This window comes from Mycobacterium sp. 852002-51152_SCH6134967 (genome assembly GCF_001667105.1).
Lineage (GTDB): Bacteria > Actinomycetota > Actinomycetes > Mycobacteriales > Mycobacteriaceae > Mycobacterium > Mycobacterium neumannii_A.
In genome coordinates, this window is the sequence record NZ_LZIK01000023.1 from 1 (window position 1) to 24,323 (window position 24,323).

Genomic DNA, 24,323 nt, shown 5'->3' on the forward strand with positions numbered 1-24,323 from the left:
GCGCGTCTGAACCAGGCACCAGATGAGAAGAACCCAACCACCGCAAACGCGGCCCCACAACCATCACACTGAGTGCGCGTCTGTCGGCGACACACCGCGGAAAATGCGCACCACGCGCACGCTCACCGGCCCGCGGCCGTGCGCATTCGCAGGAAATACGGCGGCGTGTCGTGGGCAAACACGGACGCTCGCGCAGGAACCTGGAGGTCAGGGCGTGATGACCGTGCGGGCGACCGGTTCGGGGGCGGACTGGCGGCTGTAGACCGCCCGCTGCAGCCCCCACAGCAGCGCGTTGCGGGTCTCCTCGGGATGGATCAGGTCGTCGAAACCGAGGTGACCCGCCGAGCGGAACGACGCCTCGACCTCCATCTGCCGAAGCCGCGCCTCGACATCCTCGGCGGCGTGTGACGCCTTGCTGAGTGCGGCCGCGCTCATCGCGCCCATCGTCGCGCCCGGATAGGCGAACGTCGCGCTCTGGTTGTCAAACCCCAACAGCGACATCACCATCGAACCGAAACCGTACGCCTTGCGCAGCGTGACGTGCAGCTTGATCGTCGTCGCGGCGGTCTGCGCGGCGAACATCCGCGCGCCGCTGCGCAGCACGCCCGCCTTCTCCGAGCGGCTCCCGGGCAGCATGCCGGGGTTGTCGGCGAGGAACACGATCGGCAGGTGGAACGAGTCGGCGACGGTGATGAAGTGCGCCGCTTTGTCCGCGGCGTCGGCGTCGATGGAACCGGCGATCACCTGCGGCTGGTTGGCCACCACCGCGACGGGGTGGCCGCCGAGATGGGCCAGCGCACAGATGATCGCGGGCCCGAACTTCGGCTGAACCTCGAACCAGTCGGTGCGGTCGAAGACGACGTCGAGCACGCGCCGCATGTCGTAGACGCGCCGATTGCCGCGGGGCACAAGCTCGAGTAGCTCCGGGGTGCTCCGCGGGGCGGCCGCCTCATCAGCGGGAAGCGAGTCCGGATACGACCACGCGCTGGCCGGAAAGTACGACAGGTAGCGGCGGATGTCGTCGAGCACCGCTTCGTCATCCTCGGCGATATTGTGGATCACGCCGCTGGCGAGCGCGACCGTCGGACCGCCGAGGTCCTCCTTCGAGATATCCTCGCCCGTCGACTCTTTCACCACGGGCGGCCCGGCGGTGAAGATAGCGCCCTGCCGGCTCATGATCGTCCAGTCGCAGACCGGTGCGACCAGCGCGCCGTGTCCGGCCGACGGCCCGAGCAGACCGGCGACCATCGGCACCTTGCCCGAACACTGCGCCTGGGCGAGAAGGTCAGTCGGCGTGCGGCCGTAGTGCTCGCCGCTCGGGCGAAAGCCCGCGCCCTCCAGCAGCATTATCAGCGGCACCTTGTCGCGCACGGCCAACTCCGCCAATCGGTACCGCTTGGAGTTCCCGCCGGGGCCGATGCTGCCCGCCAGCGTCGTGAAATCCTCGGCGCCGATCATCACCGGCTTGCCGTCGAGAGAGCCCGAGCCGGCGACGATGCCGTCGGCGGCGATGTCACCGCCGACCAACGTGCCGAACTCGCGGAACGTGCCCTTGTCGAGCAGATACTCGATGCGCGCGCGGGCGTCGAGCTTGCCTTTGTCGCGGTGCTTGGCGACCCGCTCGGCGCCGCCCATGTCGTATGCGGTCTGGCGCCGCCGCGACAGCTCGTCGAGCGTGGCATGCCAATCCTCGGCCTTGGTCATCACAACTCCTGTCCATGGATAGGCGATCGTCGCACCGGCATGACCTCGTTGACCATACTGAATTGCTTACTGTAGCGTCTACGACCATGCTTAGCGGCGCCGGCCTGAAGGTCGACGGGGCGGTCTCCAGTCGGCTCGCCGACGTGGCCGAAACGGCGGGCACGCTGCAGCGGCGCGGGTACGACGGGTGCTGGACGGCCGAGGTGGCCCACGACCCGTTCCTGCCGTTGACGCTCGCCGCCGAGCACACCGAAACACTGGATCTCGGCACCAGCATTGCGGTGGCGTTCGCCCGAAACCCCATGACCGTGGCCAACATCGGCTGGGATCTGCAGGACTATTCGCGGGGCCGGCTCATCGTGGGTCTGGGTTCACAGATCCGGCCCCACATCGAGAAGCGGTTCAGCATGCCGTGGAGCCAACCCGTGCGCCGCATGGGCGAATTCGTGCACGCGATGCGCGAGATCTGGACGTGCTGGCGCGACGGTTCGCGGCTGCGGTTCGAGGGCGACTTCTACACGCACAAGCTGATGACGCCGATGTTCACTCCCGAACCACACGACTACGGGTTCCCGAAGGTGTTCATCGCCGCGGTGGGCGAGGCGATGACCGAGATGGCCGGCGAGGTGGCCGACGGCGTTCTGGCCCATGCCTTCACGACCAAACGCTACTTCGAAGAGGTCACCATCCCGGCGCTCGAGCGCGGCATGGCCCGATCGGGCGGGCGGCGCAGCGACTTTCAGGTGTCCTGTCCGATTTTCGTGGTGACCGGCGCCGACGAGCGCGAGGCCACCGACGCCGCCGTCGCCACCCGCAAGCAGATCGCCTTCTACGGGTCGACCCCGGCCTATCGCAAAGTGCTTGCGCTGCACGGGTGGGGCGATCTGCACGACGAACTGCACCGGCTCAGCCTCGCCGGGGAGTGGGACGCGATGGGCACCCTGATCGACGACCAGATTCTGGAGGCATTCGCGGTGGTCGCCCCGATCGACAAGCTGGCGGCCAAGATCGCAGACCGGTGCGACGGCGTGATCGACCGGGTGATGATCGGATTCCCGCGCTCGATCGACGAAACGACGATAGTTGCCGTGCTGGAGGACGTGCGCGGCAGGTGACGGTTCGGCAGAGGAGTTCTTGTGAGCACACCGATTATGGACGAGGCGGCCAGGGTCTTCGCCACCCCGCAGGCCTACACCGATGAAACCAAACTGCATGACGCGCTGACGCATCTGCGCGCCAACGCGCCCGTCTCGTGGGTCGACGTGCCGAACTACCGCCCGTTCTGGGCGATCACCAAGCACGCCGACATCATGGACATCGAGCGGGCCAACACGCTCTTCACCAATCATCCGCGGCCGGTATTGGTCACCGAAGAGGGCGACGAGCAGCAGGCGGCGATCGGCGTACGCACCCTGATCCACATGGACGATCCGCAGCATCGCGTGGTGCGTGCCATCGGGGCCGACTGGTTTCGACCGAAGGCGATGCGCGCGTTGAAGATCCGCGTCGACGAACTCGCCAAGGTGTACGTCGACAAGATGTTGGACATCGGCACCGAGTGCGACTTCGTCCAGCAGGTCGCGGTGAACTTCCCGCTCTACGTCATCATGTCGTTGCTGGGCATCCCGGAGTCGGACTTCCCGCTGATGCTCAAGCTCACCCAGGAGTTGTTCGGCAGTGACGACGACGAGTTCAAGCGGGGTACGGACCAGGCCGACCAGATGTCGGCGCTGGTCGAGATGTTCGAGTACTTCACCGCGTTGACCGCCTCGCGCCGTGAGAACCCGACCGCTGACCTCGCCTCGGCGATCGCCAACGCGACCATCGACGGCGAACCGCTGTCGGACATCGACACGATCTCCTACTACGCGATCATCGCCGCAGCGGGGCACGACACCACGAGCGCGACCATCTCCGGCGGGATGCTGGCTCTCATCGAGAACCCCGAGCAACGCCACAACCTGTGCAGCGACCTCGACAAGATGCCGTTGGCGGTCGAGGAGATGATCCGCTGGGTCACACCGGTGAAAGCGTTCATGCGTACGGCTGCCGAGGACACCACCGTGCGCGGCATCCCGATCGCGGCGTGCGAATCGGTTCTGCTGTCCTATGTCTCGGGCAACCGTGACGAGGACGTGTTCGACGATCCCTTCCGTTTCGACATCGCCCGCGACCCGAACAAGCACGTCGCATTCGGGTACGGCGTGCACTTCTGCCTGGGGGCGGCGTTAGCCCGCATGGAGGTCAACAGCTTCTTCAGCGAGCTGCTGCCCCGCCTGAAGGGCGTCGAGTTGACGGGGCGTCCCGAGCATGTGGCGACGACGTTCGTCGGCGGGCTCAAACACCTGCCGATCCGCTACTCACTGACGCCCTGAGCGGAAGCCCGGCTACTCGCCGAATCGGTTGTTGGCCGGCGCTTGGATTCGCCAACGGCTCTGAGCGCGCGAGATATCGTGTACCCACGCCAGAACCGCTGCGATATGAGGTGGCCATGTCTCGAGTTGCACCGTCGTCGGCCTTTGCTGCGATTCCGACCGCCGATCTGGGCCAAGGTGATCGGATCAACCTGGGCGTGGCCTCGATACTCGGCCATCGGCCCGACGTCGCTGCCGCGCTGGGCTCGCTTCGGGCCGCGCTGCAATCCAGTGGCACCCTGTCGCCGAGGCTCGTGGAGCTCGTACGGCTGCGCATCGCGTTCCACAACCAGTGCCGCAGTTGCATGTCGGTGCGCTACCAGAGTGCGGTGGATGCCGGGCTCACCGAGGACACGGTCTGTTCACTGGAACGTCCCGAGGAGGCCGACGGCCTGTCAGACGCCGAGCGCAGCGCGCTGCGGTTCGCCGATCTGTTCGCCACCGACCACCTCGCGATCGACGATGCCGTCTACAACGACCTTCGGCACCACTTCACCGAAGAGGAACTCGTCGAACTCGGCGTGCATTGTGCGTACGCGGTAGGCATGGGCCGATTGGCCGCGACGTGGGCCGTCACCGACGATGTCCCCAGCGCGTTCCGGAGCGCCAAAACGACCGCGGCACCCTGGATTTCCGAGGGGGTCGTCGCCTCGGGCTAGCCGGTGAGGCCAAAAGCCGGGTCAGCAGCAGCGCGCACCCGGATTGGCCTCGGCTGCGGCGTGCCGCATCCGCCAGTAGTCCCGTTCGGAGAGCACCGGTTCACCCGGATGGGTCCGCAACCAGTGCTCGACGTACCGGCGGTAGTGGGTGTCGCCCATCAGGTCGCCTACGAAGGTGCGCCAGTACGAACCGATTTTGCGTGCGCCTTCGGTAACGCGTCCCATTGCTTGGCCACCTCCTTCTCCGGCTTGGTCATGAGCAGGTCCGAGGGCGCGAAGATCCGGGACGGCACCGGTTCGTCCTCGGTCGTCGGCGGTGCGGTGCCGCGAAGCGTCCGGATCACCATGATCACCCCGGTGATGAACACGATCAGCACCAGCAGTGCGAACACGATCGACAGTGTGCCCTGGATGAACGTGTTGCGGATGACCGCGTCGAGTTCGCCGGCGTCCTTGGCCGCGCCGAACGCCGTCTCGCCGGCGTCTTTCGCGTTGCGGTACTGGAAGTGCTGAGTCCAGTAGCCGACCTTCGGATCGCCCGAGAAGATCTTCTGCCACGACGCCGTCATCGTCACGATCAGATCCCACAGCAACGGGATCGCCGGTATCCAAGCCCATTTCAGTAGGCCCTTCTTCACCACCACCACGGTCACGACCGTCAAGGCGATCGCGGCCAGCAACTGGTTGGCGATACCGAACAGCGGGAACAGCGTGTTGATGCCACCGAGCGGGTCGGTGACGCCCATCAGCAGGATGCTGCCCCAACCCGCCACCACGGCCAGGCTGCAGATCCACGCTCCCACACGCCAACTCGGGTCCTTCAGCTTGCGCAGCGGACCTCCGAGGTTGCTCAGACCGTCGGAGAGCATGAACCGCGCGACCCGGGTGCCCGCGTCCACGGTGGTGAGGATGAACAGCGCCTCGAACATGATCGCGAAGTGGTACCAGAACGCCTTGAGCGCATCACCGCCGAAGACCTTGCTCAGCACCTCCGACATCCCGAACGCCAGTGTGGGCGCACCGCCGGTCCTCGACACAATCGACTCTTCGCCGACGCTCTCGGCGGCTTGAGTGATCTGCTCGGCGGTGACCGGCGGGCCCTCGATCGGCAGGCTGTTGACATAGGCCGCCGCGGTCTCGGCGGTCGAGCCGGTCGAGGCCGCGGGCGCGTTGATCGCAAAGTACAGATGCTGATTGAGGATGGCCGCGGTGATCAACGCCATGATCGCGACGAACGACTCGGTGATCATGCCGCCGTAGCCGATCAGGCGCATCTGGCCTTCTTTTTCGAGCAGTTTGGGGGTGGTGCCCGACGAGATCAGCGCATGAAAGCCCGACAGCGCACCGCACGCGATCGTGATGAACAAGAAGGGGAACAGCGATCCGGCGAACACCGGACCGGTGCCCTCAGCGGCGAACGCCGAGATCGCCGGGGCCTCCATGACCGGGCGGGCGAGCACGATGCCGACTGCCAGCAGTGCGATGGTGCCGACCTTCATGAACGTCGACAGGTAGTCGCGCGGTGCGAGCAGGAACCACACCGGCAGCACCGACGCGGCGAATCCGTAGATGATGAGGGCCCACGACAGGCTCACCTTCGACAGCGTGAACCATTCTGTGCCCCAGGCGGTTTCGGCGACCCACCCTCCGGAGGCGACCGCGAGCAGCAGCAGCGCGACGCCGATGAGCGACACCTCCGACACCCGGCCCGGCCGCAGGAACCTCAGGTACAGGCCCATGAAGATCGCGATCGGGATCGTCATGGCGATCGAGAAGACGCCCCACGGGCTCTCGGCGAGCGCACCCACGACCACCAGGGCCAGCACCGCCAGCAGGATCACCATGATGACGAGCACGCCGACGATGGCGGCCACACCGCCGATCGTCCCGAGTTCGTCGCGGGCCATCTGTCCCAGCGAGCGGCCCCGCCGACGCGTCGAGATCGCCAACACCAGATAGTCCTGGACGCAGCCCGCGACGACCGCGCCGATGATGATCCAGATGGTTCCCGGCAGGTAGCCCATCTGCATGGCGAGGACGGGTCCGACGAGCGGGCCCGCGCCGGCGATCGCGGCGAAGTGGTGTCCGAACAACACCCGCCGGTCGGTGGGCATGTAGTCCGTGCCGTTCTCGAATAGCTCGGCGGGAGTGGCATGGTCGTCGCGCGGACGCACGATCTTCATCTCGATGAGTCGGGCGTAGAACCGGAAGCCGATCACGTAGGTGCAGATCGCGGCGATGACGAACCACACGGCGTTGACGGTTTCTCCGCGGAAGAACGCAATCACAGCCCACGCGACCGCGCCAAGCAGGGCGATGACGCCGAAGATGATCCGGTGCCGGACCGTGATCGGCGACCGGTCGATGATCGCGACCGGCGGCAGATCCTTGTCGGTGCGGATATAGGTGACGTCGCCCTCGGTTTCCTCTGTGCGCTCTGCGGGAGCGGTCGGAGATGCCATGTGCCGATCTTTTCATCGGCGGCGCCGACGACGTGTCAAAACCGCGGGCTTCAGCTTCCGCGCTGGTAGAACGCCCGCACCGTGTCGATGGTGTCGGCTTCTGCGGGGCTCTTGTCGTCGCGGTACCGCAGCACCCTGGCGAACCGCAGGGCCATACCGCCGGGGTACCGCGTCGACGTCTGCACGCCGTCGAACGCGATCTCGACGACCTGCTCGGGTCTGACCCGCAGCACACGGCCGGCTGAGCCGGCCAGATAGCCGGAGTCGTCGGTCGGTCCGTCGGCCAACTCGAGGAACCGGGTGGTCTGCCACTCGAGCATGGCGTCGGTCATACCCTTGAAAGTCTTTCCGAGCATGACGAATTCGCCCGTCTGCGGATCCCGTGCGCCGAGGTGGATGTTGGACAACTTGCCGGTGCGACGGCCCGAACCCCACTCGACCGCGAGCACCACCAGGTCGAGGGTGTGTACGGGTTTGACCTTGAGCCAGCTGGCTCCGCGTCGCCCCGCCTCGTACGGCGCGGTCAACGACTTGGCCATGACGCCCTCGTGGCCGGCCGCCAGCGTCACCTCGAGGAACTCGCGCGCCTGTTCGACGTCGTCGGTGACGAGGCGGTCGACGCGGTGCAGCTTCGGAACGAGCGCGTCGAGCACCTCGATGCGTTCACCGGCGGGTTTGTCAAGCAGGTCGACGCCGTCGACATGCAGCAGGTCGAATACGAAGACCGACAGCGGTTGGGCCGCCGCGGCGGCGGCGATGTCGGCGGAGCGACCGAACCGCGATGCCGTCACCTGGAAGCGGTGCGGCCGCCCGTCGGGTTTGAGTGCGATTGCCTCGGCATCGGCGATCACGGTTGTGACCGGCAACGCCAGCACGGCGTCGGCGACCTCCGGGAGGCGTGCGGTCACGTCGTCGAGGCTTCGGGTGTAGATCGATACCTCGTCGCCTCGCCGATGCACCTGCACCCGCGCGCCGTCCAGCTTCGCTTCGAAAACTGCTGTGCCGCCGAGACGTTCGAGTGCCTCGGCCACGCCGGCTGCGGTCTGCGCCAGCATCGGGCCCACCGGACGGCCGACCGTCAGCGTGAACCGCTCCAGTGCGGCCTCGCCCACGGTCAGGGCGGCGGCCGCGACGGCGGGCAGGTCGCCACCGAGCATCGCGGCACGGCGCACCGCGGCGGCCGGGAGGCCGGCGGCCTTGGCAACCGCATCGGCCATCACGCCGACGAGTGCGCCCTGGCGCAGCTCACCGCCCAGCAGCCGACGCAGGAAAGTCTGCTCTTCTGCGGTCGCGGCGCCGAACAGCCCGGCGAGCAGTTCGGTGCGCCGTGCCTGCGAGCCCTTGCCCGCGACTTGCCCGATCTCGGTGAACCGCGCATGGACGTCGGGCACCGTCAACGATGCGGACTCCGCCGGGCGCGGTAGCGAGCGCAGCGAGGCCCACCCGACACCGATCTGCCGTTGCGGCAGCTCACCGGAGAGCCACGACACCACGACCGCGACCTGATCGGCGTCGCCTTCCTCGCCGCCGCGGCCCAGCAGATCGGCGATTCGAGCCGTTTTGGCCAGCCGCGATGAGGACGCACCGACCTCGGCGGACGCCGTGGCGACGTCGAGTAACTGCACGTGTTCAGCCTGACACGCCGATCCGACATTGTTGAGCCGCGAGAGGTCATCCGTCGGGCGCGAGTGACCGCAATTGCACGCCCTTTAGCGGCGTGTCGAGGGACAGACACGGTCGCTCGCGGCAGGGAAACTAGGTGACTTCGAAGTCGACGCTGTGCCAGCCGGTGGCGCCGTCAGGGATCGGTTGGGCAATCGCGGCGGTCTGTGTCGCGCCGGTGTTGTCGGTGGCCCGGGCCGTGATGGTGTGCGGTCCCGGCTGGGTGGCCTGCCACCGGAAACTCCACAGCCGCCAGGTCTCGTTCGAGTAGGCGGCGCCGAGTTCGGCCTGTTGCCAGTCGCCCTGCCCGGCGGGTCCGTCGACGCGCACCTCGACGTTGCGCACCCCGCGGTTCTGCGCCCACGCCACACCACCGAACGTCGCCTCCCCGCGGGGCACGTCTTGACCACTGCGCGGCACGTCGATCCGCGACTCGGTCTTGATCGGCCCGCGCGGTGACCACCCCAGACGCGTCCAGTAGGCCTGGGCGCGGTCGAACCGCGTCACCTCGAGGTCGACCACCCACTTCGTCGCCGAGACATACCCGTACAGCCCGGGAACCACCAGGCGGGCGGGATAACCGTGTTCGGTCGGCAGCGGTTCGCCGTTCATGCCGACCGCCAGCAGTGAGCCCCGGTCGTCGGTGAGCGCCTCGACCGGAGTGCCCGCGGTGAACCCGTCGATCGACATCGACAGCACCATGTCCGCGTCACGGTGAATCCCGGCCTCTGCCAACAGGTCTGATACGCGGTATCCCGTCCACGTCGCGTTGCCGATGAGATCACCGCCGACCGGGTTCGACACACACGTGAGCGTCACCACTTTCTCGACCACGTCGAATTGGTCGAGATCGTCGAAGCGCAAGGTGATTTCGCGATCGACCATGCCGTGGATCCGCAGCTGCCAGTTCTCGCGACTCAACTGCGGCACGCTCAGCGCGGTGTCGATCCGGTAGAAGTCGGCGTTGTTGGTGACGAACGACGCCAGCCCGACACCTTTCGGCTGCACCGTCGCCGGGATCGGGGGAGCGGCGACGTCGACCGGCGGCAGCGCGAATGCCGTGCGGTCACCGGAGACCGAGGTCGTGAGGCGCGACAGCACCACGCCGCCCACTCCGGTCAGCGCGCCAGCCCCGAGGAAGCCCAGCGTGATCAACGACAGCCGTCGGCCGGGATCGGGCCCGTCGTCGCCTGCCTGCCCGACGTCGTCGGTGAACCGCCCCGACGTCAGCAACCGAAGCACCGCGACGCCGCAGGCGGCGCCGACCACCGTCGGCAGGGTGTCCAACAGGGTCGCCCCCGCACGCGAGAGCACCGCCGCGCACCCGGCGACGCCGGCCGCCACGATCGCGACGCTGCCGATCGGAAAGCGCCGCGTCTCCAACGCCGCGGTGGCGGCGGCCACGACGGCGATCACCGCGAGCACGAGCATCGACAGGACGAGTTTGTCCGCCATGCCGAAGGTCTGGATCGCCCACTCCTTGACCGGACCGGGCGTCAGGTCGATGACCGCCGACCCGACGGCGGTACGCGAGTCGGCCCGCGGTCCGACGAAGACGGCGAGCAGTTGGGTCACGCCCAGCGCGACGGCGGCTGCGGCGATGCCGCCCATCGCCTTGGTGCTGCGCGACGTCATGCCGCTCAAAGTACTCACGTTGGCGACCCGACGGGCTTACCGAACGGTGACGTCAGCTAGGTTGCTTTACGAATCGAGCTCTTTTTGGAAAGGGGAGACCCAGGTGGAGATTTCTGGCAAGAAGGCCATCGTCGTCGGCGGAGCGTCGGGCTTCGGCAAGGCGACGGCCGAGTTGCTGGCTCAACGCGGCGCGGACGTGGCGGTTCTGGACCGCCCGCAGTCGAAGGGCAAGGAAGTGGCCGACGCTATCGGTGGCTCCTTCTTCGAGGTGGACGTCACCGACTTCGAGGGCACCGAGAAGGTGCTGCAGCAGGCGATCGACAAGCTCGGCGGGCTGCACATCATCGTGACGACGGCCGGTGGCGGCGCCGCCGAGCGCACGGTCAAGAAGGACGGCCCGCACAGCCTCGACACGTTCCGTAAGTGCGTGGACCTCAACCTCATCGGCACGTTCAACATCAGCAGGCTGGCCGGTTGGCAGATGAGCCAGCAGGATCTCGTCGACGACGAGCAGGAAGAGCGCGGCGTCATCATCAACACCGCCTCGATCGCGGCGTTCGAGGGCCAGATCGGGCAGGTCGCCTACACCGCGTCCAAGGCCGCGATCGCGGGGATGTGCCTGACGATGGCCCGCGACATGGGCAGCCTGGGCATCCGGGCGCTGGCGATCGCGCCGAGCCTGTTCGCCACGGGTCTGACCGAGGGCATTCCCGACGAGTTCGCCAAGGCACTGACCAAGGACGCGGCGTTCCCGAAGCGGCTCGGCAAGCCCGAGGAGTACGCCAAGCTGGTGGCCGCGATCGTCGAGAACCCGATGCTCAACGGCCAGTGCCTGCGCCTGGACGCCGGCCAGCGCTTCGCCCCCAAGTAGAGGTGTGATTTCGGTGTAGTTGGTTGCGCTCACCGCCACCAACTACACCGAAATCGCAGATAGGGTGAGGCGGCCGACTCCCGTGCCGCTTCCGCGATCCATTTGACACGATGGCTGCATGCCCGACGACGCGCATCGCCTTCCGACACTGAGCCAGGACGACCAGGCCGCGCTGCAGCAGTGGGTGCGCGCGGAGGGTCTGGGCACGACGGTCAGCGCTGTCGAACCGCTGACCGGCGGAACGCAGAACATCGTGGTGCGCTTGCTGATCGACGACCGGCCCATGGTGCTTCGACGACCGCCGGCCCATCCGCGGCCGACGAGCGACAAGACGATGCTGCGCGAGATCGCGGCGCTGCGGACGTTGGCGGGGACACCGGTGCCGCATCCCGGATTCATCGCCGGCTGTGAGGATCTCAGCGTCCTCGGCGTGGTCTTCTACCTGATGGAAGTGGTCGACGGCTTCAACCCCGGTGACGACATGTCCGAGGCCTACGTGCGCGATCCGGCGATGCGCCATCAAGTGGGGTTGTCGTATGCGGCGAGCCTGGCCGCGCTCGGGCAGGTCGAATGGGAGGGCAGCCCGCTCGCCGAGCTCAAACGGCCCGGATCCTTTCTGGAGCGTCAGGTTCCGCAGTTCCTCCGGCTGCTCGAAAGCTACCGGCACGACCGATACGACCCCGAGTCGCTGGCCGTGACCGAACTCGCTGAGTGGTTGGCGTCGAACCTACCGCCGGAGGGTCGTCCGGGTGTCCTGCACGGTGACCCGCACCTGAGCAATGTGCTGCTGCGTCGCGACAGGCCAGAGGTGGCGGCGTTCGTCGACTGGGAGATGTGCACGATCGGCGATCCGCTGCTCGATCTGGGCTGGATGCTGATCTGCTGGCCGCTGGAGACCAACACGATCACCGCGGGCGCAGAGCTCGCGGCGCTCGGCGGACTGGCCACCCGTCGCGAACTCCTCGACGCCTACCTCGAAGCCGGCGGCCGCGAAACATCAAGCCTCGATTGGTATGTCGCGATGGCGTGCTTCAAGCTGGGGATCGTCATTGAGGGCACCTGGTCGCGGTTCCTGATCGGTCAGGCGAGCCGGGACGCGGGGGAGCGGTTGCATGCCAACGCCCAGAACCTCATCGATCTCGGCAAGCGGGTGATCAAGGGCGACAGCCCCTTCGAGCTCTAGGCGTAGGTGTCGATCGCCAGCTGGACGGCCAGCGCCACGCCGGCTGCGCCGATCACGACGCGCAACGGCCCCGCAGGTGCGTGTCGCACGACGACCGGCCCGAGCCGGGAGCCGATCAGACAGCCCAGGCCCAGCACCAACATCGCACCCCACTGCACCGGCGCCAACATCGCGAACACCACGGCCGCCACGAGGTTCGCCACACCCAGGATCACGTTCTTGCCCGCATTGGCCTCCGCGAGCGAGGCGTGGCCGGTGCGCAAGAGGAGCGCCAGCAGCAGCACACCCGCGGCAGCACCGAAATAGCCGCCGTAGATACAGATCAGGAACACCGCGGTCGCCTCGATGACCACCGCTGCACGGCGACGCCCCGTGCTCGGCTCGTCACCGGGAGCCCGGCGGGGCAGCAGGATCGCGACCGAGGCGACAGCGAGCAGAACCGGCACCGACCTCTCGAAGCCCTCGGCGGGCGTGGTGAGCAGCAGCGCGGCGCCGGCCACACCACCGAACACCGCGATCGGTGCGGTGCGCAGGATCCACCTGCCCTGCCCCTTGAGTTCAGGACGCGACCCCAACACCGAGCCGATCCCGTTGAACACGAGCGCCACGGTGTTCGTCACATTGGCGGTGACCGGGGGCAACCCGAAGAGCAGCAGCGCGGGATAGGTGGCCACCGAGGCCAACCCGGCGATGCTGCCGGTGAGCCCGCCGAGAACGCCGGCGGCGAACAGCAGGGCCCACGTCATCGAAGGTCACGCTACGGCCAGCGCGTGGCGTCCGAAGATTCGAGGCGCTGTGATCTGCCTCGCTCGGGCGCCGTCAGTCAGACCTGAAGAACTGACGGTCAGTTTGCGAACGGTTTTTCCTTTGCGGCCCGGTCGGTGGTTGTCTACGATCGAACGCGTGCCGAGGCGACTCGTAGTAGCAACCCGCAGCGGGGTCTGATCTGACCGACCCCTCGCTGTGGGTCGTCGCTACGTAGTCGGTCACTTCTCTTCGAAGAAAAGACCGGCACATGACCTCGTTCGCAACACAATCCGCTACCAGCGCAGCACCGTCGGCATTCGCGGCCTCTCTCGACGCCCCGCCGCCCCGCGGTCTGCGCGAGGAGGCCGACGCGATGTCTTTCGACACCTTTCTCGCCGAGTACGCGCCCACGTCGGGACCGGTGAGGCTGGGCAACTGGAGCTGCGCCGACGGCAGTCGCCCCGCCAACCGGCTGGGCCCACGCAACTATCAGGCGACGCTGGCCATCGGAGATCGCATCTGCACGACGACAGCGGCCGCACCCGGCCCCGTCGCCGCACTGACCTCGATGCTCTACGACCGCGGGATCTCGGTGGAGATGACCGCCTTTCACCAGGTGAGCGCCGGTGAGCGCACCGCCACCTTCATCCGCGGCTCGGACGGGCTGAATTCGGAGTGGGCGATGGGGCTGTCCGAGGACGCCACGCAGTCGGCGTTGAGCGCCGTCATCGCGTGTGCGAACCGCCTACTGGTGGCGTCCTGACCGCCGCCTGATCACCGCGAAATTGCATTCCGGCAGGCTGTCACTCGAACAATCGCTGCTGGAATGCCATTTCGCGGCAACGACGGGTCAGTGCAGCGGGCGCAGCACGATGTGCATGCCGTCCTTGGGCACCGGCATGCCGCCGTAATCCCACTCGGTCGTGTAGTCCGGGCGGGGCAGTTCGAGCCGGTACTTGCGCAGCAGCCGGTGCAGGATCGTCTTGACCTCCAGCTGGCCGAAGGTCATGCCGATGCACTTGTGCGCCCCGCCGCCGAAGGGGCTGAACGCGTAGCGGTGCTGCTTGTGCTCGTTGCGCGGCTCGGTGAACCGCAACGGGTCGAACTTCATCGGGTCGGGGTAGAACTCCTCGAGCCGGTGGTTCATCCCCGGATAGGCGATGACGTTGGTGCCCTTCGGCAGGTAGTGGCCGAGCAACTCGGTGTCCCGCACGGTTTGGCGCATGGCCCACTGCACCGGCGTCACCAGGCGGATCGACTCGTTCATCACCAGATCCAGCGACTCGAGCTTGTCCAGCGACTCGATGTCGGCAGGCCCGTCGCCGAGGCGATCGGACTCCTCGCGGCAGCGCTCCTGCCACTCGGGATGCTTGGCGAGGTGGTAGATCATCGTCGTCGCCGTCGAGGTCGACGTGTCATGCGCGGCCATCATCAAGAAGATCATGTGGTTGACGATGTCATCGTCGGAGAACTTGTTGCCGTCCTCGTCCTCGGTGTGGCACAGCACCGTCAACAGATCCGAGCCGTCCTTGCCGCGGCGTTCCTTGACCCGCTCCTCGAAGTACTCCTCGAGCAGCTTGCGGGCCTGCATGCCGCGCCACCAGGTGAACGGGCGCACGGGTTTGCGGATGATCGCGTTGCCGGCGCGGGTGGTGGTGGTGAATGCTTGGTTGACCTTGGTGACCAGTTCCTTGTCGGAGCCGGGTTCGTGGCCCATGAACACCATCGAGGCGATGTCGAGGGTCAGTTCCTTCATCGCCGGGTACATCAGGAAGCGCCCGTCGTTGACGACCCAGTCGTTGGCGATCACCTGCGAGACCACTTGGTCGACCTGCTCCTGGTACCCGACCAGCCGGGAGCGGACGAACGCCTCCTGCATGATGCGCCGGTGAAACATGTGCTCCTCGAAGTCCAGGAGCATCAGGCCGCGATGGAAGAACGGCCCGATCACCGGAACCCAGCCCTGCTGGGAGAAGTCCTTGTTGCGGTTGGAGTAGACGGCCTGAGCGGCGTCGGGGCCGAGCGCCGCGACGGCGGGCAGCGCAGGCGAGTCGGCGTAGTACAGCGGGCCGTACTTGCGGTAGACGTGCAGCAGGTAGTCGGGTCCGCCACGGAACATCTCGATCATGTGCCCGAGGATCGGCAGACCGGCGTCGCCGATCACCGGCTTGAGATCGCTGCCCGGGGGCGGCTCGGCCATCGGCTTCTGTGGGAAGTCCGTGTTGAGCAGCTTGCGCTCAACGATTCCCATGCCGGGGAAGTTGTTGAACGACGGGGTCAACCGGCGCTTGGCCTGGTCGAGCAGATAGTCCGTCGTGCTGATCGTCGCGGTCATTCACGAGCTCCTGTGCAATGGAATGTGGCCGTTGTCACTCTCATCACCATCCTGGATGGCAGACTTGACGCATGTCAAGTTTTGTTCTGGCGCGGCGCGGTGCAAAGGTCTAGGGCGATGAGCGCCCAACCAGCATCGCAAACGCGTCGCAGCCGCGGTGACCGGCAGCGTGACGCAATCCTCAGCGCCGTGCGCGACCTGGTGCAGCAACAGCCGTTCGCGGACCTGTCGGTCAGCGCGATCAGCGAACACGCCGGCGTCGCCCGTTCCGGGTTCTACTTCTACTTCGACTCCAAGTACGCGGTGCTCGCCGAGATCCTGGCCGGCGCCGGCGAGATGCTCGACAGCCTCACCCACCACTTCGCACCCCGCGAGCCGGGGGAGACGCCCGAGGCGTTCGCGAAACGGATGGTGGGCAGCGCGGCGGCGGTGTACGCCAACGACGATCCGGTGCTGACCGCGTGTGCGGTCGCCCGCAACACCGACGCCAAGATCCGCGAGATGATGGACGACTTCTACGACGGCATCATCGACAAGCTGATCGCGCTGCTGGAGAACGACGCCGACGCGCGCCCGATCTCCGGTGACCTCCCGGCGCTCGTCCGGACGCTGGCCGCGACGACGACGATGACGCTGACGCACGACAGCACGTTCGTCGGCCGCGGCATCGACCCCCGCCGGGCCGTCGACACGCTCGAGCGGTTGTGGGTCGCGGCGTTTTGGGGACACATGCAGCCATCCGGCCAGCCATAAGGCCGGGGTCAGTATCCTCACCGCCATGGCGCACACCGGGTATGCGAACAAGCGTTGCTTTCTGACCGGGGCCGCCAGCGGCATCGGCCGCGCGACCGCGTTGAAGCTGGCCGCCGAGGGCGCCGAGCTCTATCTGACCGACCGCGACGCCGAAGGTCTGGAGAAGACCGTCGCCGACGCACGCGCCCTGGGCGCCGAAGTGGCCGAGCACCGCGCCCTTGATATCTCCGACTACGACGCGGTGGTCGCGTTCGCCGACGACATCCACTCGCGTCACCCGGCGATGGACATCGTGATGAACATCGCCGGGGTATCGGCGTGGGGCACCGTCTCGACGCTGACGCACCAACACTGGAAGTCCATGGTCGATATCAACCTGATGGGACCGATCCACGTCATCGAGGCGTTCGTGCCGCGGATGGTCGCGGCAGGCACGGGCGGCCACATCGTCAACGTGTCCTCGGCGGCCGGGCTGGTCGCGCTGCCCTGGCATGCGGCCTACAGTGCGAGCAAGTTCGGGCTGCGCGGCATGTCCGAAGTGCTGCGCTTCGATTTGGCTCGCCACCGCATCGGGGTGTCGGTGGTGGTTCCGGGCGCGGTGAAAACGCCTCTGGTGCAGACGGTTCAGATCGCCGGCGTCGACCGCGAAGACCCGCGGGTCAAGAAGTGGACCGACCGCTTCAGCGGTCACGCGGTCTCACCCGAGCGCGCCGCCGAGTGCATCCTCAAAGGCGTGCGGCGCAACCGGTTCCTGATTTACACCTCGACCGACATCAGGGCGCTCTATCTGTTCAAGCGCACCATGTGGTGGCCGTACAGCGTCGCGATGCGCGGGGCGAACGTGTTGTTCACCAAGGCACTGCGACCCTCAGCGCATCGCGGTTAGCGCTTACCCCAGTCCCACGCGGGCATGGTCAGCATGCCGAGGCCCTCGACCCGTGTTTCGCCGAGGTCCTTGTACAACGGGATCTCCACTGCGGCCGCCTCCCTTTCGGGGTCCTCGCCGACGGGAACCGTGTCGAGGTGTCCGAGTAGGGCCGCGGAATGGGTGACGACGACGACCTGCGTGGTGTCGGCCGCGGCGCGGATCAGCGACGCCAGCGGGCCCACCAGGTCGGGGTGCAGGGATGTCTCCGGTTCGTTGAGCACCATCAGCGACGGTGGCCGCGGGCTCAGTAGCGCAGCGGCCCATAGAAGGAATCGCAGTGTGCCGTCGGATAATTCGGCAGCCCGCAGCGGTCGCAGCATACCCGGCTGATGCAGCTGCAGATCGAACAGCCCGTCGTGCCCGGATATGGTCACCGTCGCGCCGTCGAAGGCCTCGGCAATGGCCCGTTGGAGGTCGTCGTGGCCGGCCTCGATGACGGTCTGGATCGCGGCGGCCAGGTCGCTGCCGTCGTCGGAGAGTACGGGTGTGCGGGTCCCGACCGTGCGTTGCCGCGAGGGCGCCGCGGGGTCGACGCGAAACCCGTCGTAGAACCGCCAATTGCGCAACCGGTCCCGCACCGCGGCAAGTTCCGGATGCGCACCCGGATGGGCGTATTCAGCGAGCACACTGCGGTAGGCCGGAAGTGCTTGCGTCACTTTGTCGAATCCGCGTCCGTTTTCGGCGCGCGCCTCGACGTAGTCACGGGTCCGGCGCACCAGGGTCGAACTGTTGCGCATGACGGGGCCGGCGAACACCGCCTCACGTTTGATCTCCGGATCGAGTGAGAATAGCGATTCAGGGCCCGCCATCTGAGGAAGGCCGAGGTCGACGAGGTATCCGAAGTCGTCTGCGGCGAAACCCATTTCGAGTGACACCGGACCCGTGCGCGTCGTGCCTTGCACTTGACCGGTGCGGCGCGCCCCGCCGAGTTGTTCGGGACCCGCCCACAGCACCGACTGCAGTCCACCCTCTCGGGCCAGCGATCCGATCACCTCGCCGCGGCCGCAGTCGGCGAGCAGGCGCAACGCCCGATACAGCGACGACTTACCGGTCCCGTTGGCGCCGGTGACCACGGTCAGCTGCGCGAGCGGCAGCACGATCTCGCGCAGCGAGCGATAGCCGCGGATGGCCACCGTGGTGAGCACCTCAGTACCCGCCTTCCGGCGGCGCCAGTTCGAGTCGCACACCCAACAACCGGACAGGGCGGTCGAGTTCGAACTGGGCGAGTATGTCGAGTGCCGTTCGGGTGACGTGCGTTTCGTCCACCGTGGGTTCGGGTAGCTTGCGGATCTTGGTCCTGGTGTAGAAGGTCTTGGTTCGCACCGTCACCGCCACCCGGGTGACGACCCGATTCTGCTCGACGATCTCGCTCAGGGTCTGTCGCGCCAAATCGACGACCGCGGTGTTCATCTCGTCGCGCTCGGTCAGGTCGCGGGGGAAGGTGATGACGTGGCTGCGCGACCGCGGCACCCATGGTGCGGAGCTGACGTCGGTGTCGCCGCCGCCCTTGGCCAGCAGCAGGATCCACAGCCCGGTGGTCGGGCCGAAAGTCTCAGTGAGCACCGTAGCGTCGGTGCCTGCGAGGTCGGCGACGGTGCTGATGCCCATCGTCGCAAGCTTTTTCGCCGTCTTCGGGCCGATTCCCCAGAGCGCGTCGACTTCACGGTCGCCCATCACGGCGATCCAGTTCTCGTCGGTGAGTTGGTACACCCCCGCCGACTCACCGGGCTCGCGTCTCGGCTTGGCGAAACCGGTCGCGACCTTGGCGCGCTGCTTGTTGTCGCTGATCCCCACCGAGCACGACAGACCCGTTCCGGCGGCGATCACCTCGCGGATCCGCTCGGCGAACTCGAACGGACTGTGCGAGTCGTCCAGCTCGGCGCCGACGTAGGCCTCATCCCAACCCCACACCTCCACCGGATGGCCGAAGTCGCGCAGCAAGCCCATGACCTCCTCGGAGGCTTCGTCGTAGGCCTCGGTGTCCAACGGAAGGAACGTCGCTTCCGGGCACTTGCGGGCGGCGCTGCGCAACGGCATGCCCGCCCGCACGCCGTACGCCCTGGCCGGATACGACGCACACGTCACGACCTTGCGGGGCTCGTTCGGGTCGCCGTTGCCGCCAACGACGATTGGCAGACCGGCCAGTTGCGGCTTGCGGCGGATTTCGACGGCGGCCTGGAACTGATCGAGATCGACGTGCAGGACCCAGCGCCTCATCGGGGCCTTCTCCTCTTCGCGCAAGCGCTCATCGGGGCCTTCTCCTCTTCGCGCGAGCGCTCATCGGGGCCTTCTGCTCTTCGCGCAAGCGCTCATCGGCCGCACAGCTTGCGCGCCACCGACTCCCACGCATCACCGAGCGACTCGATCGTCGCGCCGCGCTCTTGGAGCTGATGCCACACATAGTCCGCGTCGAGCAACGCCACCAGCGCGGCGGCCTGTGCATCGAGGTCGCCTGTCGTGCCCGCGGATTCGAGCAGGACCCGAACGTGGCGATGGTGCAGCGTCGCGGGGGTGGTGAACCGCATCTGGGGGTCCCGGTTGGCGTCGGACAGCAGCGCGTGATGTTTGTGGACGAACGTCAACCGATCCCGGCCGTAGGCCAGCAGCCGCTCGAGCGGTGGCGCGCTGGGACCCAGAGGCGGCGGACCGAACAGGAACGCTTGCTGATGTGCCTTTTCGTCCTCGTCGAGCAGCACGATCATCAACCCGGCGCGGCTGCCGAATCGGCGGAACAGAGTGCCCTTGCCGACGCCTGCCGCGGTGGCGATGTCGTCGGTGGTGACCGAGTCGGCACCCCGTTCGGCGATGAGACGGCGTGCGGCGTCCAGAAGTAAGGTGCGGTTGCGCGCCGCGTCACCGCGTTCTTGTGGAGTCTGGTTCGTGACCGGCAGCTCGTTGAGCGGGCGAGGGGCGGCCATGTCAGCAGTTTAGTTCAGACGGAATTATTCGGACCATAGTCCGGTTCTCTTGTGCGAAGATTCCACCGGACGAAGGGACTCGAAAGATGGCGGACAACGCGAAGGTGAACGTGCTGGTGTTGCTGGGCAGCCTGCGGGCGGCGTCGATCAACCGGCAGTTGGTCGAACTCGCACTGGAAACCGCTCCCGACGGTGTTGGTCTGGACTTCTTCGACAGGCTGGGCGAGTTGCCGTTCTACAACGAGGACATCGACAACGACACCGAACGCGGGGGAGCGGCCGACCCCGTGGCGGCGCTGCGCCAAGCTGCCGCCAATGCCGACGCCGCGTTGGTCGTGACCCCCGAGTACAACGGCAGCATCCCGGGCGTGCTCAAGAACGCGATCGACTGGTTGTCGCGGCCGTACGGCAACAGCGCGCTCAAGGACAAGCCGCTCGCGGTCGTCGGTGCGGCCCTCGGGCGGTACGGCGGCCAATGGGCGCACGACGAGGCCCGTAAGAGCTTCGCCATCGCCGGACCGCGGGTCGTCGAGGATCTCAGGCTGTCGGTGCCGAGCAAGGCGTTCGACGGAAGGCATCCGCGGGAGAACGCCGAGGTGGCGGCGAACCTGCGCGACGTCATCGGGAAGCTTGTCGCCGAAATCGGCTGACCGTGTGGCGCGGACAGGCCCGTCGAGCCCGGTCTGAGAAGCCCGCGGCGGCTTTGCTGGCGCGATTCGATGTCCGGCCCGGTTGTCGGTACCGGCTGCTATATCTGGCGCATCGCTGGCCGCATCGAGCGCGGCGGGCGCGACACGCCCTCGGTGTGACGTGCGACACGCCGAGGCGCGCCGCCTCACGGAGCTTACGACCTGGGAATTCCAGAATTGTTATTCAGAACATCTGGTATTCCTTCGCAATGTCGGACACTAGGTGTAGTGTTTCGAAGCACCGACAGGCCCCACGATTCCCAAGCATCTCCGAGGGCCGGCCGGAGCCCCCGACCCGGGTTGTCTGGAATTTCCAGACACGGCGGCGGTGGCTTCGGACGGCAGGAATTTTCCGGGTCTGCGGGTTGCTGAAATTCCATGAATCTCGGCAACAAGAAGTGTCCGACCAGTTGCCAGCCAGCGTGCAGGGCCAGTTGTAGAGGAGCCGAACCGCAGATGACTCAGCACTCGATCACCGTGTACACGAAGCCCGCATGCGTGCAGTGCAACGCCACCTACAAGGCGTTGGACAAGCAGGGCATCGCCTACGAGACCGTCGACATCAGCCTCGACAGCGAAGCCCGCGACTACGTGATGGCGCTGGGTTACCTGCAGGCCCCGGTCGTCGTGGCCGGCAACGAGCACTGGTCGGGCTTCCGGCCCGACCGCATCAAGGCGCTCGGGGCGGTCGCGGCAACGGCTTAGGCGGCTCAGCCGGCCGACGGGTACTCGACGGGCAGAAAGGGGGGCGCGTGATGAGCAACCTCGTGTACTTCTCCAGCGTCTCGGAGAACACCCACCGCTTCGTCCAGAAGCTGGACCTGCCCGCGACACGCATTCCGCTGCACGGGCGCATCGAGGTCGACGAGCCCTACGTGTTGGTCCTGCCCACCTACGGCGGCGGGCGGGCCACGCCGGACATCAACGACGGTGGCTATGTGCCCAAGCAGGTCATCGCATTCCTCAACAATGAACACAACCGGTCGTTGATCCGCGGCGTCATCGCCGCGGGCAACAACAACTTCGGCGCCGAGTTCGCCTACGCGGGCAATGTCGTGTCCCGCAAGTGCGGCGTTCCGTACCTGTACCGCTTCGAACTGATGGGAACCCCGGACGACGTCGCCGCCGTCCGTTCGGGTTTGGAAGACTTTTGGAAGGACCAGACGTGTCACCAACCGTCACAGCTGCAGAGCCTGTAACGTCCGCGCCGGCAACGCTGCCCGGCGAGACGGACTACCACGCGCTCAACGCGATGCTGAATCTGTACGACGCCGACGGCAAGATTCAGTTCGACAAGGATGTGCTGGCCGCGCGTGAGTACTTCCTGCAGCATGTCAACCAGAACACGGTCTTCTTCCACAACCAGGACGAGAAGCTCGACTACCTGATTCAGAAGGAGTACTACGAGCGCGAGGTGCTCGACCAGTACTCGCGTAACTTCGTCAAGACGCTGCTGGATCGGGCGTACGCCAAGAAGTTTCGGTTCCCGACGTTCCTCGGTGCGTTCAAGTACTACACCTCCTACACGCTGAAGACCTTCGACGGAAAGCGGTACCTCGAGCGCTTCGAGGACCGCGTGGTCATGGTGGCGCTCACTCTGGCGGCCGGGGACACCACGCTGGCCGAGAAGCTCGTCGACGAGATCATCGACGGCCGCTTTCAGCCGGCTACGCCGACGTTCCTCAACTCGGGCAAGAAGCAGCGCGGTGAGCCGGTCAGCTGTTTCCTTCTTCGCATCGAGGACAACATGGAGTCGATCGGACGCTCCATCAACTCGGCGCTGCAGCTGTCCAAGCGCGGCGGCGGAGTCGCGTTGCTGCTGACCAACATTCGGGAACACGGCGCACCGATCAAGAATATCGAGAACCAAAGCTCGGGTGTCATCCCGATCATGAAGCTGCTCGAGGACTCGTTCTCCTACGCCAATCAGCTCGGTGCGCGCCAGGGAGCCGGTGCGGTGTACCTGCACGCCCACCATCCCGATATCTACCGGTTCCTCGACACCAAGCGCGAGAACGCCGACGAGAAGATCCGGATCAAGACGCTGAGCCTGGGCGTGGTGATCCCCGACATCACGTTCGAGCTGGCCAAGAAGAACGAGGACATGTACCTGTTCTCGCCGTATGACGTCGAGCGGGTCTACGGTTTGCCGTTCGCCGACATCTCGGTCACCGAGAAGTACTACGAGATGGTCGATGACAGCCGCATCCGCAAGACGAAGATCAAGGCGCGCGAGTTCTTCCAGACGCTGGCCGAGCTGCAGTTCGAGTCGGGTTACCCGTACATCATGTTCGAGGACACGGTGAACCGGTCGAACCCGATCGACGGCAAGATCACCCACTCGAACCTGTGCTCGGAGATCCTGCAGGTGTCGACTCCGTCGGAGTTCAACGAGGACTTGTCCTACAAGAAGATCGGCAAGGACATCTCGTGCAACCTGGGTTCGCTGAACATCGCCAAGGCGATGGACTCGCCGGACTTCGCGCAGACCATCGAGGTGGCCATCCGTGCGCTGACCGCGGTGAGCGATCAGACGCACATCACCTCGGTGCCGTCAATCGAGCAGGGCAACAACGACTCTCACGCCATTGGTCTGGGCCAGATGAACCTGCACGGGTACCTGGCCCGCGAGCGGATCTTCTACGGTTCCGAAGAGGGTGTGGACTTCACCAACATCTACTTCTACACGGTGCTGTATCACGCGCTGCGGGCGTCGAATCGCATTGCGATCGAACGGGGTAGCGCGTTCACGGGATTCGAGAAGTCGAAGTACAAGTCGGGGGAGTTCTTCGACAAGTACACCGAGCAGGTGTGGGAGCCCAAGACCGACAAGGTTCGTCAGCTCTTCGCCGATGCCGGCATCCGGATCCCCGACCAGGAGGACTGGAATCGGCTGAAGGAGTCGGTGCAGCAGCACGGCATCTACAACCAGAACCTGCAGGCCGTGCCGCCGACGGGGTCGATCAGCTACATCAACCACTCGACCAGCTCGATCCACCCGATCGCCAGCAAGGTCGAGATCCGCAAGGAAGGCAAGATCGGCCGCGTCTACTACCCGGCGCCCTACATGACCAACGACAACCTGGAGTACTTCCAGGACGCGTACGAGATCGGGTACGAGAAGGTCATCGACACCTATGCCGCGGCCACCCAGCACGTCGACCAGGGTTTGAGCCTGACGCTGTTCTTCAAGGACACGGCCACCACGCGCGATGTGAACAAGGCGCAGATCTACGCCTGGCGCAAGGGCATCAAGACGCTGTACTACATCCGGCTGCGCCAGATGGCCCTCGAAGGCACTGAGGTGGAGGGCTGCGTCAGCTGCATGTTGTAGGACCGCCACGCCGAGTGTCGGTTTGAGAC

At 66.4% G+C, this 24,323-nt stretch carries 22 protein-coding genes; 12 read left to right on the forward strand and 10 right to left on the reverse strand.

The annotated features are described in order from the left end of the window. Window positions 1–207: 207 nt before the first annotated feature. Window positions 208–1,704, reverse strand: a complete 1,497-nt coding sequence (locus tag A5790_RS07460; RefSeq protein WP_066842352.1) for an acyl-CoA carboxylase subunit beta — start codon at window positions 1,702–1,704, stop codon at window positions 208–210. Between the two features lie 86 nt (window positions 1,705–1,790). On the opposite strand from A5790_RS07460, the gene A5790_RS07465 reads away from it, so the two are divergent. From A5790_RS07465 to A5790_RS07475, 3 genes are all read left to right on the forward strand, one after another. Then, window positions 1,791–2,819, forward strand: a complete 1,029-nt coding sequence (locus A5790_RS07465; protein ID WP_066842354.1) for an LLM class F420-dependent oxidoreductase — start codon at window positions 1,791–1,793, stop codon at window positions 2,817–2,819. A 36-nt stretch (window positions 2,820–2,855) separates the two neighbouring features. Beyond that, window positions 2,856–4,079 carry a cytochrome P450 gene (locus A5790_RS07470; RefSeq protein WP_066842356.1) on the forward strand — a complete coding sequence of 408 codons (1,224 nt, stop codon included), beginning with the start codon at window positions 2,856–2,858 and terminating at the stop codon, window positions 4,077–4,079. Between the two features lie 116 nt (window positions 4,080–4,195). Beyond that, window positions 4,196–4,777 carry a carboxymuconolactone decarboxylase family protein gene (locus A5790_RS07475; RefSeq protein WP_066842358.1) on the forward strand — a complete coding sequence of 194 codons (582 nt, stop codon included), beginning with the start codon at window positions 4,196–4,198 and terminating at the stop codon, window positions 4,775–4,777. Between the two features lie 21 nt (window positions 4,778–4,798). Here A5790_RS07475 and A5790_RS25365 read toward each other — a convergent pair whose 3' ends face one another. The 4 genes from A5790_RS25365 to A5790_RS07490 form a co-directional block, all read right to left on the reverse strand. Next, the gene (locus A5790_RS25365) at window positions 4,799–5,002 is read right to left on the reverse strand and encodes a YbdD/YjiX family protein (RefSeq protein ID WP_082961622.1); all 204 of its coding nucleotides are present in this window, start codon (window positions 5,000–5,002) and stop codon (window positions 4,799–4,801) included. Then, entirely contained in the window at window positions 4,945–7,239 is a 2,295-nt protein-coding gene (locus tag A5790_RS07480) for a carbon starvation CstA family protein (RefSeq protein ID WP_066842360.1), read from the reverse strand. Before A5790_RS07480 ends, A5790_RS25365 begins: the two co-directional genes overlap by 58 nt. A gap of 50 nt (window positions 7,240–7,289) precedes the next feature. Beyond that, entirely contained in the window at window positions 7,290–8,864 is a 1,575-nt protein-coding gene (locus tag A5790_RS07485; protein WP_066842362.1) for an ATP-dependent DNA ligase, read from the reverse strand. Window positions 8,865–8,994: 130 nt separating this feature from the next. After that, the gene (locus tag A5790_RS07490; protein WP_066842365.1) at window positions 8,995–10,536 is read right to left on the reverse strand and encodes a molybdopterin-dependent oxidoreductase; all 1,542 of its coding nucleotides are present in this window, start codon (window positions 10,534–10,536) and stop codon (window positions 8,995–8,997) included. A gap of 103 nt (window positions 10,537–10,639) precedes the next feature. On the opposite strand from A5790_RS07490, the gene A5790_RS07495 reads away from it, so the two are divergent. Next, window positions 10,640–11,407 (forward strand): SDR family NAD(P)-dependent oxidoreductase, encoded by a 768-nt coding sequence (locus A5790_RS07495; protein ID WP_064401607.1) that lies wholly within the window; start codon window positions 10,640–10,642, stop codon window positions 11,405–11,407. Between the two features lie 118 nt (window positions 11,408–11,525). After that, window positions 11,526–12,590, forward strand: coding sequence for a phosphotransferase family protein (locus A5790_RS07500; RefSeq protein ID WP_066842367.1), 1,065 nt, complete (start codon window positions 11,526–11,528; stop codon window positions 12,588–12,590). Here A5790_RS07500 and A5790_RS07505 read toward each other — a convergent pair. Beyond that, window positions 12,587–13,336, reverse strand: a complete 750-nt coding sequence (locus tag A5790_RS07505; protein WP_197696732.1) for a sulfite exporter TauE/SafE family protein — start codon at window positions 13,334–13,336, stop codon at window positions 12,587–12,589. The genes A5790_RS07500 and A5790_RS07505 overlap by 4 nt on opposite strands. 269 nt (window positions 13,337–13,605) lie before the next feature. Between A5790_RS07505 and A5790_RS07510 the strand changes: the two genes are divergently transcribed. Next, window positions 13,606–14,100, forward strand: coding sequence for a homocitrate synthase (locus A5790_RS07510; protein ID WP_066842369.1), 495 nt, complete (start codon window positions 13,606–13,608; stop codon window positions 14,098–14,100). Between the two features lie 87 nt (window positions 14,101–14,187). On the opposite strand, the gene A5790_RS07515 is transcribed toward A5790_RS07510, so the two are convergent. Next, entirely contained in the window at window positions 14,188–15,672 is a 1,485-nt protein-coding gene (locus tag A5790_RS07515; protein WP_066842371.1) for a cytochrome P450, read from the reverse strand. A gap of 117 nt (window positions 15,673–15,789) precedes the next feature. On the opposite strand from A5790_RS07515, the gene A5790_RS07520 reads away from it, so the two are divergent. Further along, a complete protein-coding gene (locus A5790_RS07520; protein WP_066842373.1) occupies window positions 15,790–16,425 on the forward strand; it encodes a TetR/AcrR family transcriptional regulator in 636 nt (211 codons plus the stop codon). 25 nt (window positions 16,426–16,450) lie between these two features. Then, entirely contained in the window at window positions 16,451–17,311 is an 861-nt protein-coding gene (locus tag A5790_RS07525) for an SDR family oxidoreductase (RefSeq protein WP_066842375.1), read from the forward strand. Here the strand turns inward: A5790_RS07525 and A5790_RS07530 are convergent. From A5790_RS07530 to A5790_RS07540, 3 genes are all read right to left on the reverse strand, one after another. Then, entirely contained in the window at window positions 17,308–18,498 is a 1,191-nt protein-coding gene (locus tag A5790_RS07530) for an AAA family ATPase (RefSeq protein ID WP_066842437.1), read from the reverse strand. The genes A5790_RS07525 and A5790_RS07530 overlap by 4 nt on opposite strands. A gap of 1 nt (window position 18,499) precedes the next feature. After that, window positions 18,500–19,570, reverse strand: coding sequence for a DNA polymerase IV (locus A5790_RS07535; protein WP_066842378.1), 1,071 nt, complete (start codon window positions 19,568–19,570; stop codon window positions 18,500–18,502). A 92-nt stretch (window positions 19,571–19,662) separates the two neighbouring features. Next, on the reverse strand, window positions 19,663–20,271 hold the full coding sequence (locus A5790_RS07540; protein WP_066842379.1) for a TetR/AcrR family transcriptional regulator: 609 nt from the start codon (window positions 20,269–20,271) through the stop codon (window positions 19,663–19,665). 86 nt (window positions 20,272–20,357) lie between these two features. Here A5790_RS07540 and A5790_RS07545 point away from each other — a divergent pair, with 86 nt between their 5' ends. The 4 genes from A5790_RS07545 (at window position 20,358) to nrdE (ending at window position 24,294) form a co-directional block, all read left to right on the forward strand. Further along, window positions 20,358–20,921: an NAD(P)H-dependent oxidoreductase gene (locus A5790_RS07545; protein ID WP_066842380.1), complete on the forward strand. Its 564-nt coding sequence runs from the start codon at window positions 20,358–20,360 to the stop codon at window positions 20,919–20,921. A gap of 495 nt (window positions 20,922–21,416) precedes the next feature. Then, window positions 21,417–21,665, forward strand: coding sequence for a redoxin NrdH (locus A5790_RS07550; RefSeq protein ID WP_064348903.1), 249 nt, complete (start codon window positions 21,417–21,419; stop codon window positions 21,663–21,665). A 50-nt stretch (window positions 21,666–21,715) separates the two neighbouring features. Continuing rightward, a complete protein-coding gene (nrdI, locus tag A5790_RS07555; protein ID WP_066842381.1) occupies window positions 21,716–22,159 on the forward strand; it encodes a class Ib ribonucleoside-diphosphate reductase assembly flavoprotein NrdI in 444 nt (147 codons plus the stop codon). A gap of 17 nt (window positions 22,160–22,176) precedes the next feature. After that, window positions 22,177–24,294, forward strand: a complete 2,118-nt coding sequence (nrdE, locus tag A5790_RS07560) for a class 1b ribonucleoside-diphosphate reductase subunit alpha (protein ID WP_197696734.1) — start codon at window positions 22,177–22,179, stop codon at window positions 24,292–24,294. Window positions 24,295–24,323: the final 29 nt, after the last annotated feature.

Bases quoted from the DNA above. Each gene is read 5' to 3' on its own strand.
- A5790_RS07460 (WP_066842352.1), bottom strand. From the start codon at position 1,704: ATGACCAAGGCCGAGGATTGGCATGCCACGCTCGACGAGCTGTCGCGG.
- A5790_RS07465 (WP_066842354.1), top strand. From the start codon at position 1,791: ATGCTTAGCGGCGCCGGCCTGAAGGTCGACGGGGCGGTCTCCAGTCGG.
- A5790_RS07470 (WP_066842356.1), top strand. From the start codon at position 2,856: ATGGACGAGGCGGCCAGGGTCTTCGCCACCCCGCAGGCCTACACCGAT.
- A5790_RS07475 (WP_066842358.1), top strand. From the start codon at position 4,196: ATGTCTCGAGTTGCACCGTCGTCGGCCTTTGCTGCGATTCCGACCGCC.
- A5790_RS25365 (WP_082961622.1), bottom strand. From the start codon at position 5,002: ATGGGACGCGTTACCGAAGGCGCACGCAAAATCGGTTCGTACTGGCGC.
- A5790_RS07480 (WP_066842360.1), bottom strand. From the start codon at position 7,239: ATGGCATCTCCGACCGCTCCCGCAGAGCGCACAGAGGAAACCGAGGGC.
- A5790_RS07490 (WP_066842365.1), bottom strand. From the start codon at position 10,536: ATGACGTCGCGCAGCACCAAGGCGATGGGCGGCATCGCCGCAGCCGCC.
- A5790_RS07500 (WP_066842367.1), top strand. From the start codon at position 11,526: ATGCCCGACGACGCGCATCGCCTTCCGACACTGAGCCAGGACGACCAG.
- A5790_RS07505 (WP_197696732.1), bottom strand. From the start codon at position 13,336: ATGACGTGGGCCCTGCTGTTCGCCGCCGGCGTTCTCGGCGGGCTCACC.
- A5790_RS07510 (WP_066842369.1), top strand. From the start codon at position 13,606: ATGACCTCGTTCGCAACACAATCCGCTACCAGCGCAGCACCGTCGGCA.
- A5790_RS07515 (WP_066842371.1), bottom strand. From the start codon at position 15,672: ATGACCGCGACGATCAGCACGACGGACTATCTGCTCGACCAGGCCAAG.
- A5790_RS07520 (WP_066842373.1), top strand. From the start codon at position 15,790: ATGAGCGCCCAACCAGCATCGCAAACGCGTCGCAGCCGCGGTGACCGG.
- A5790_RS07525 (WP_066842375.1), top strand. From the start codon at position 16,451: ATGGCGCACACCGGGTATGCGAACAAGCGTTGCTTTCTGACCGGGGCC.
- A5790_RS07535 (WP_066842378.1), bottom strand. From the start codon at position 19,570: ATGAGGCGCTGGGTCCTGCACGTCGATCTCGATCAGTTCCAGGCCGCC.
- A5790_RS07540 (WP_066842379.1), bottom strand. From the start codon at position 20,271: ATGGCCGCCCCTCGCCCGCTCAACGAGCTGCCGGTCACGAACCAGACT.
- A5790_RS07545 (WP_066842380.1), top strand. From the start codon at position 20,358: ATGGCGGACAACGCGAAGGTGAACGTGCTGGTGTTGCTGGGCAGCCTG.
- A5790_RS07550 (WP_064348903.1), top strand. From the start codon at position 21,417: ATGACTCAGCACTCGATCACCGTGTACACGAAGCCCGCATGCGTGCAG.
- nrdI (WP_066842381.1), top strand. From the start codon at position 21,716: ATGAGCAACCTCGTGTACTTCTCCAGCGTCTCGGAGAACACCCACCGC.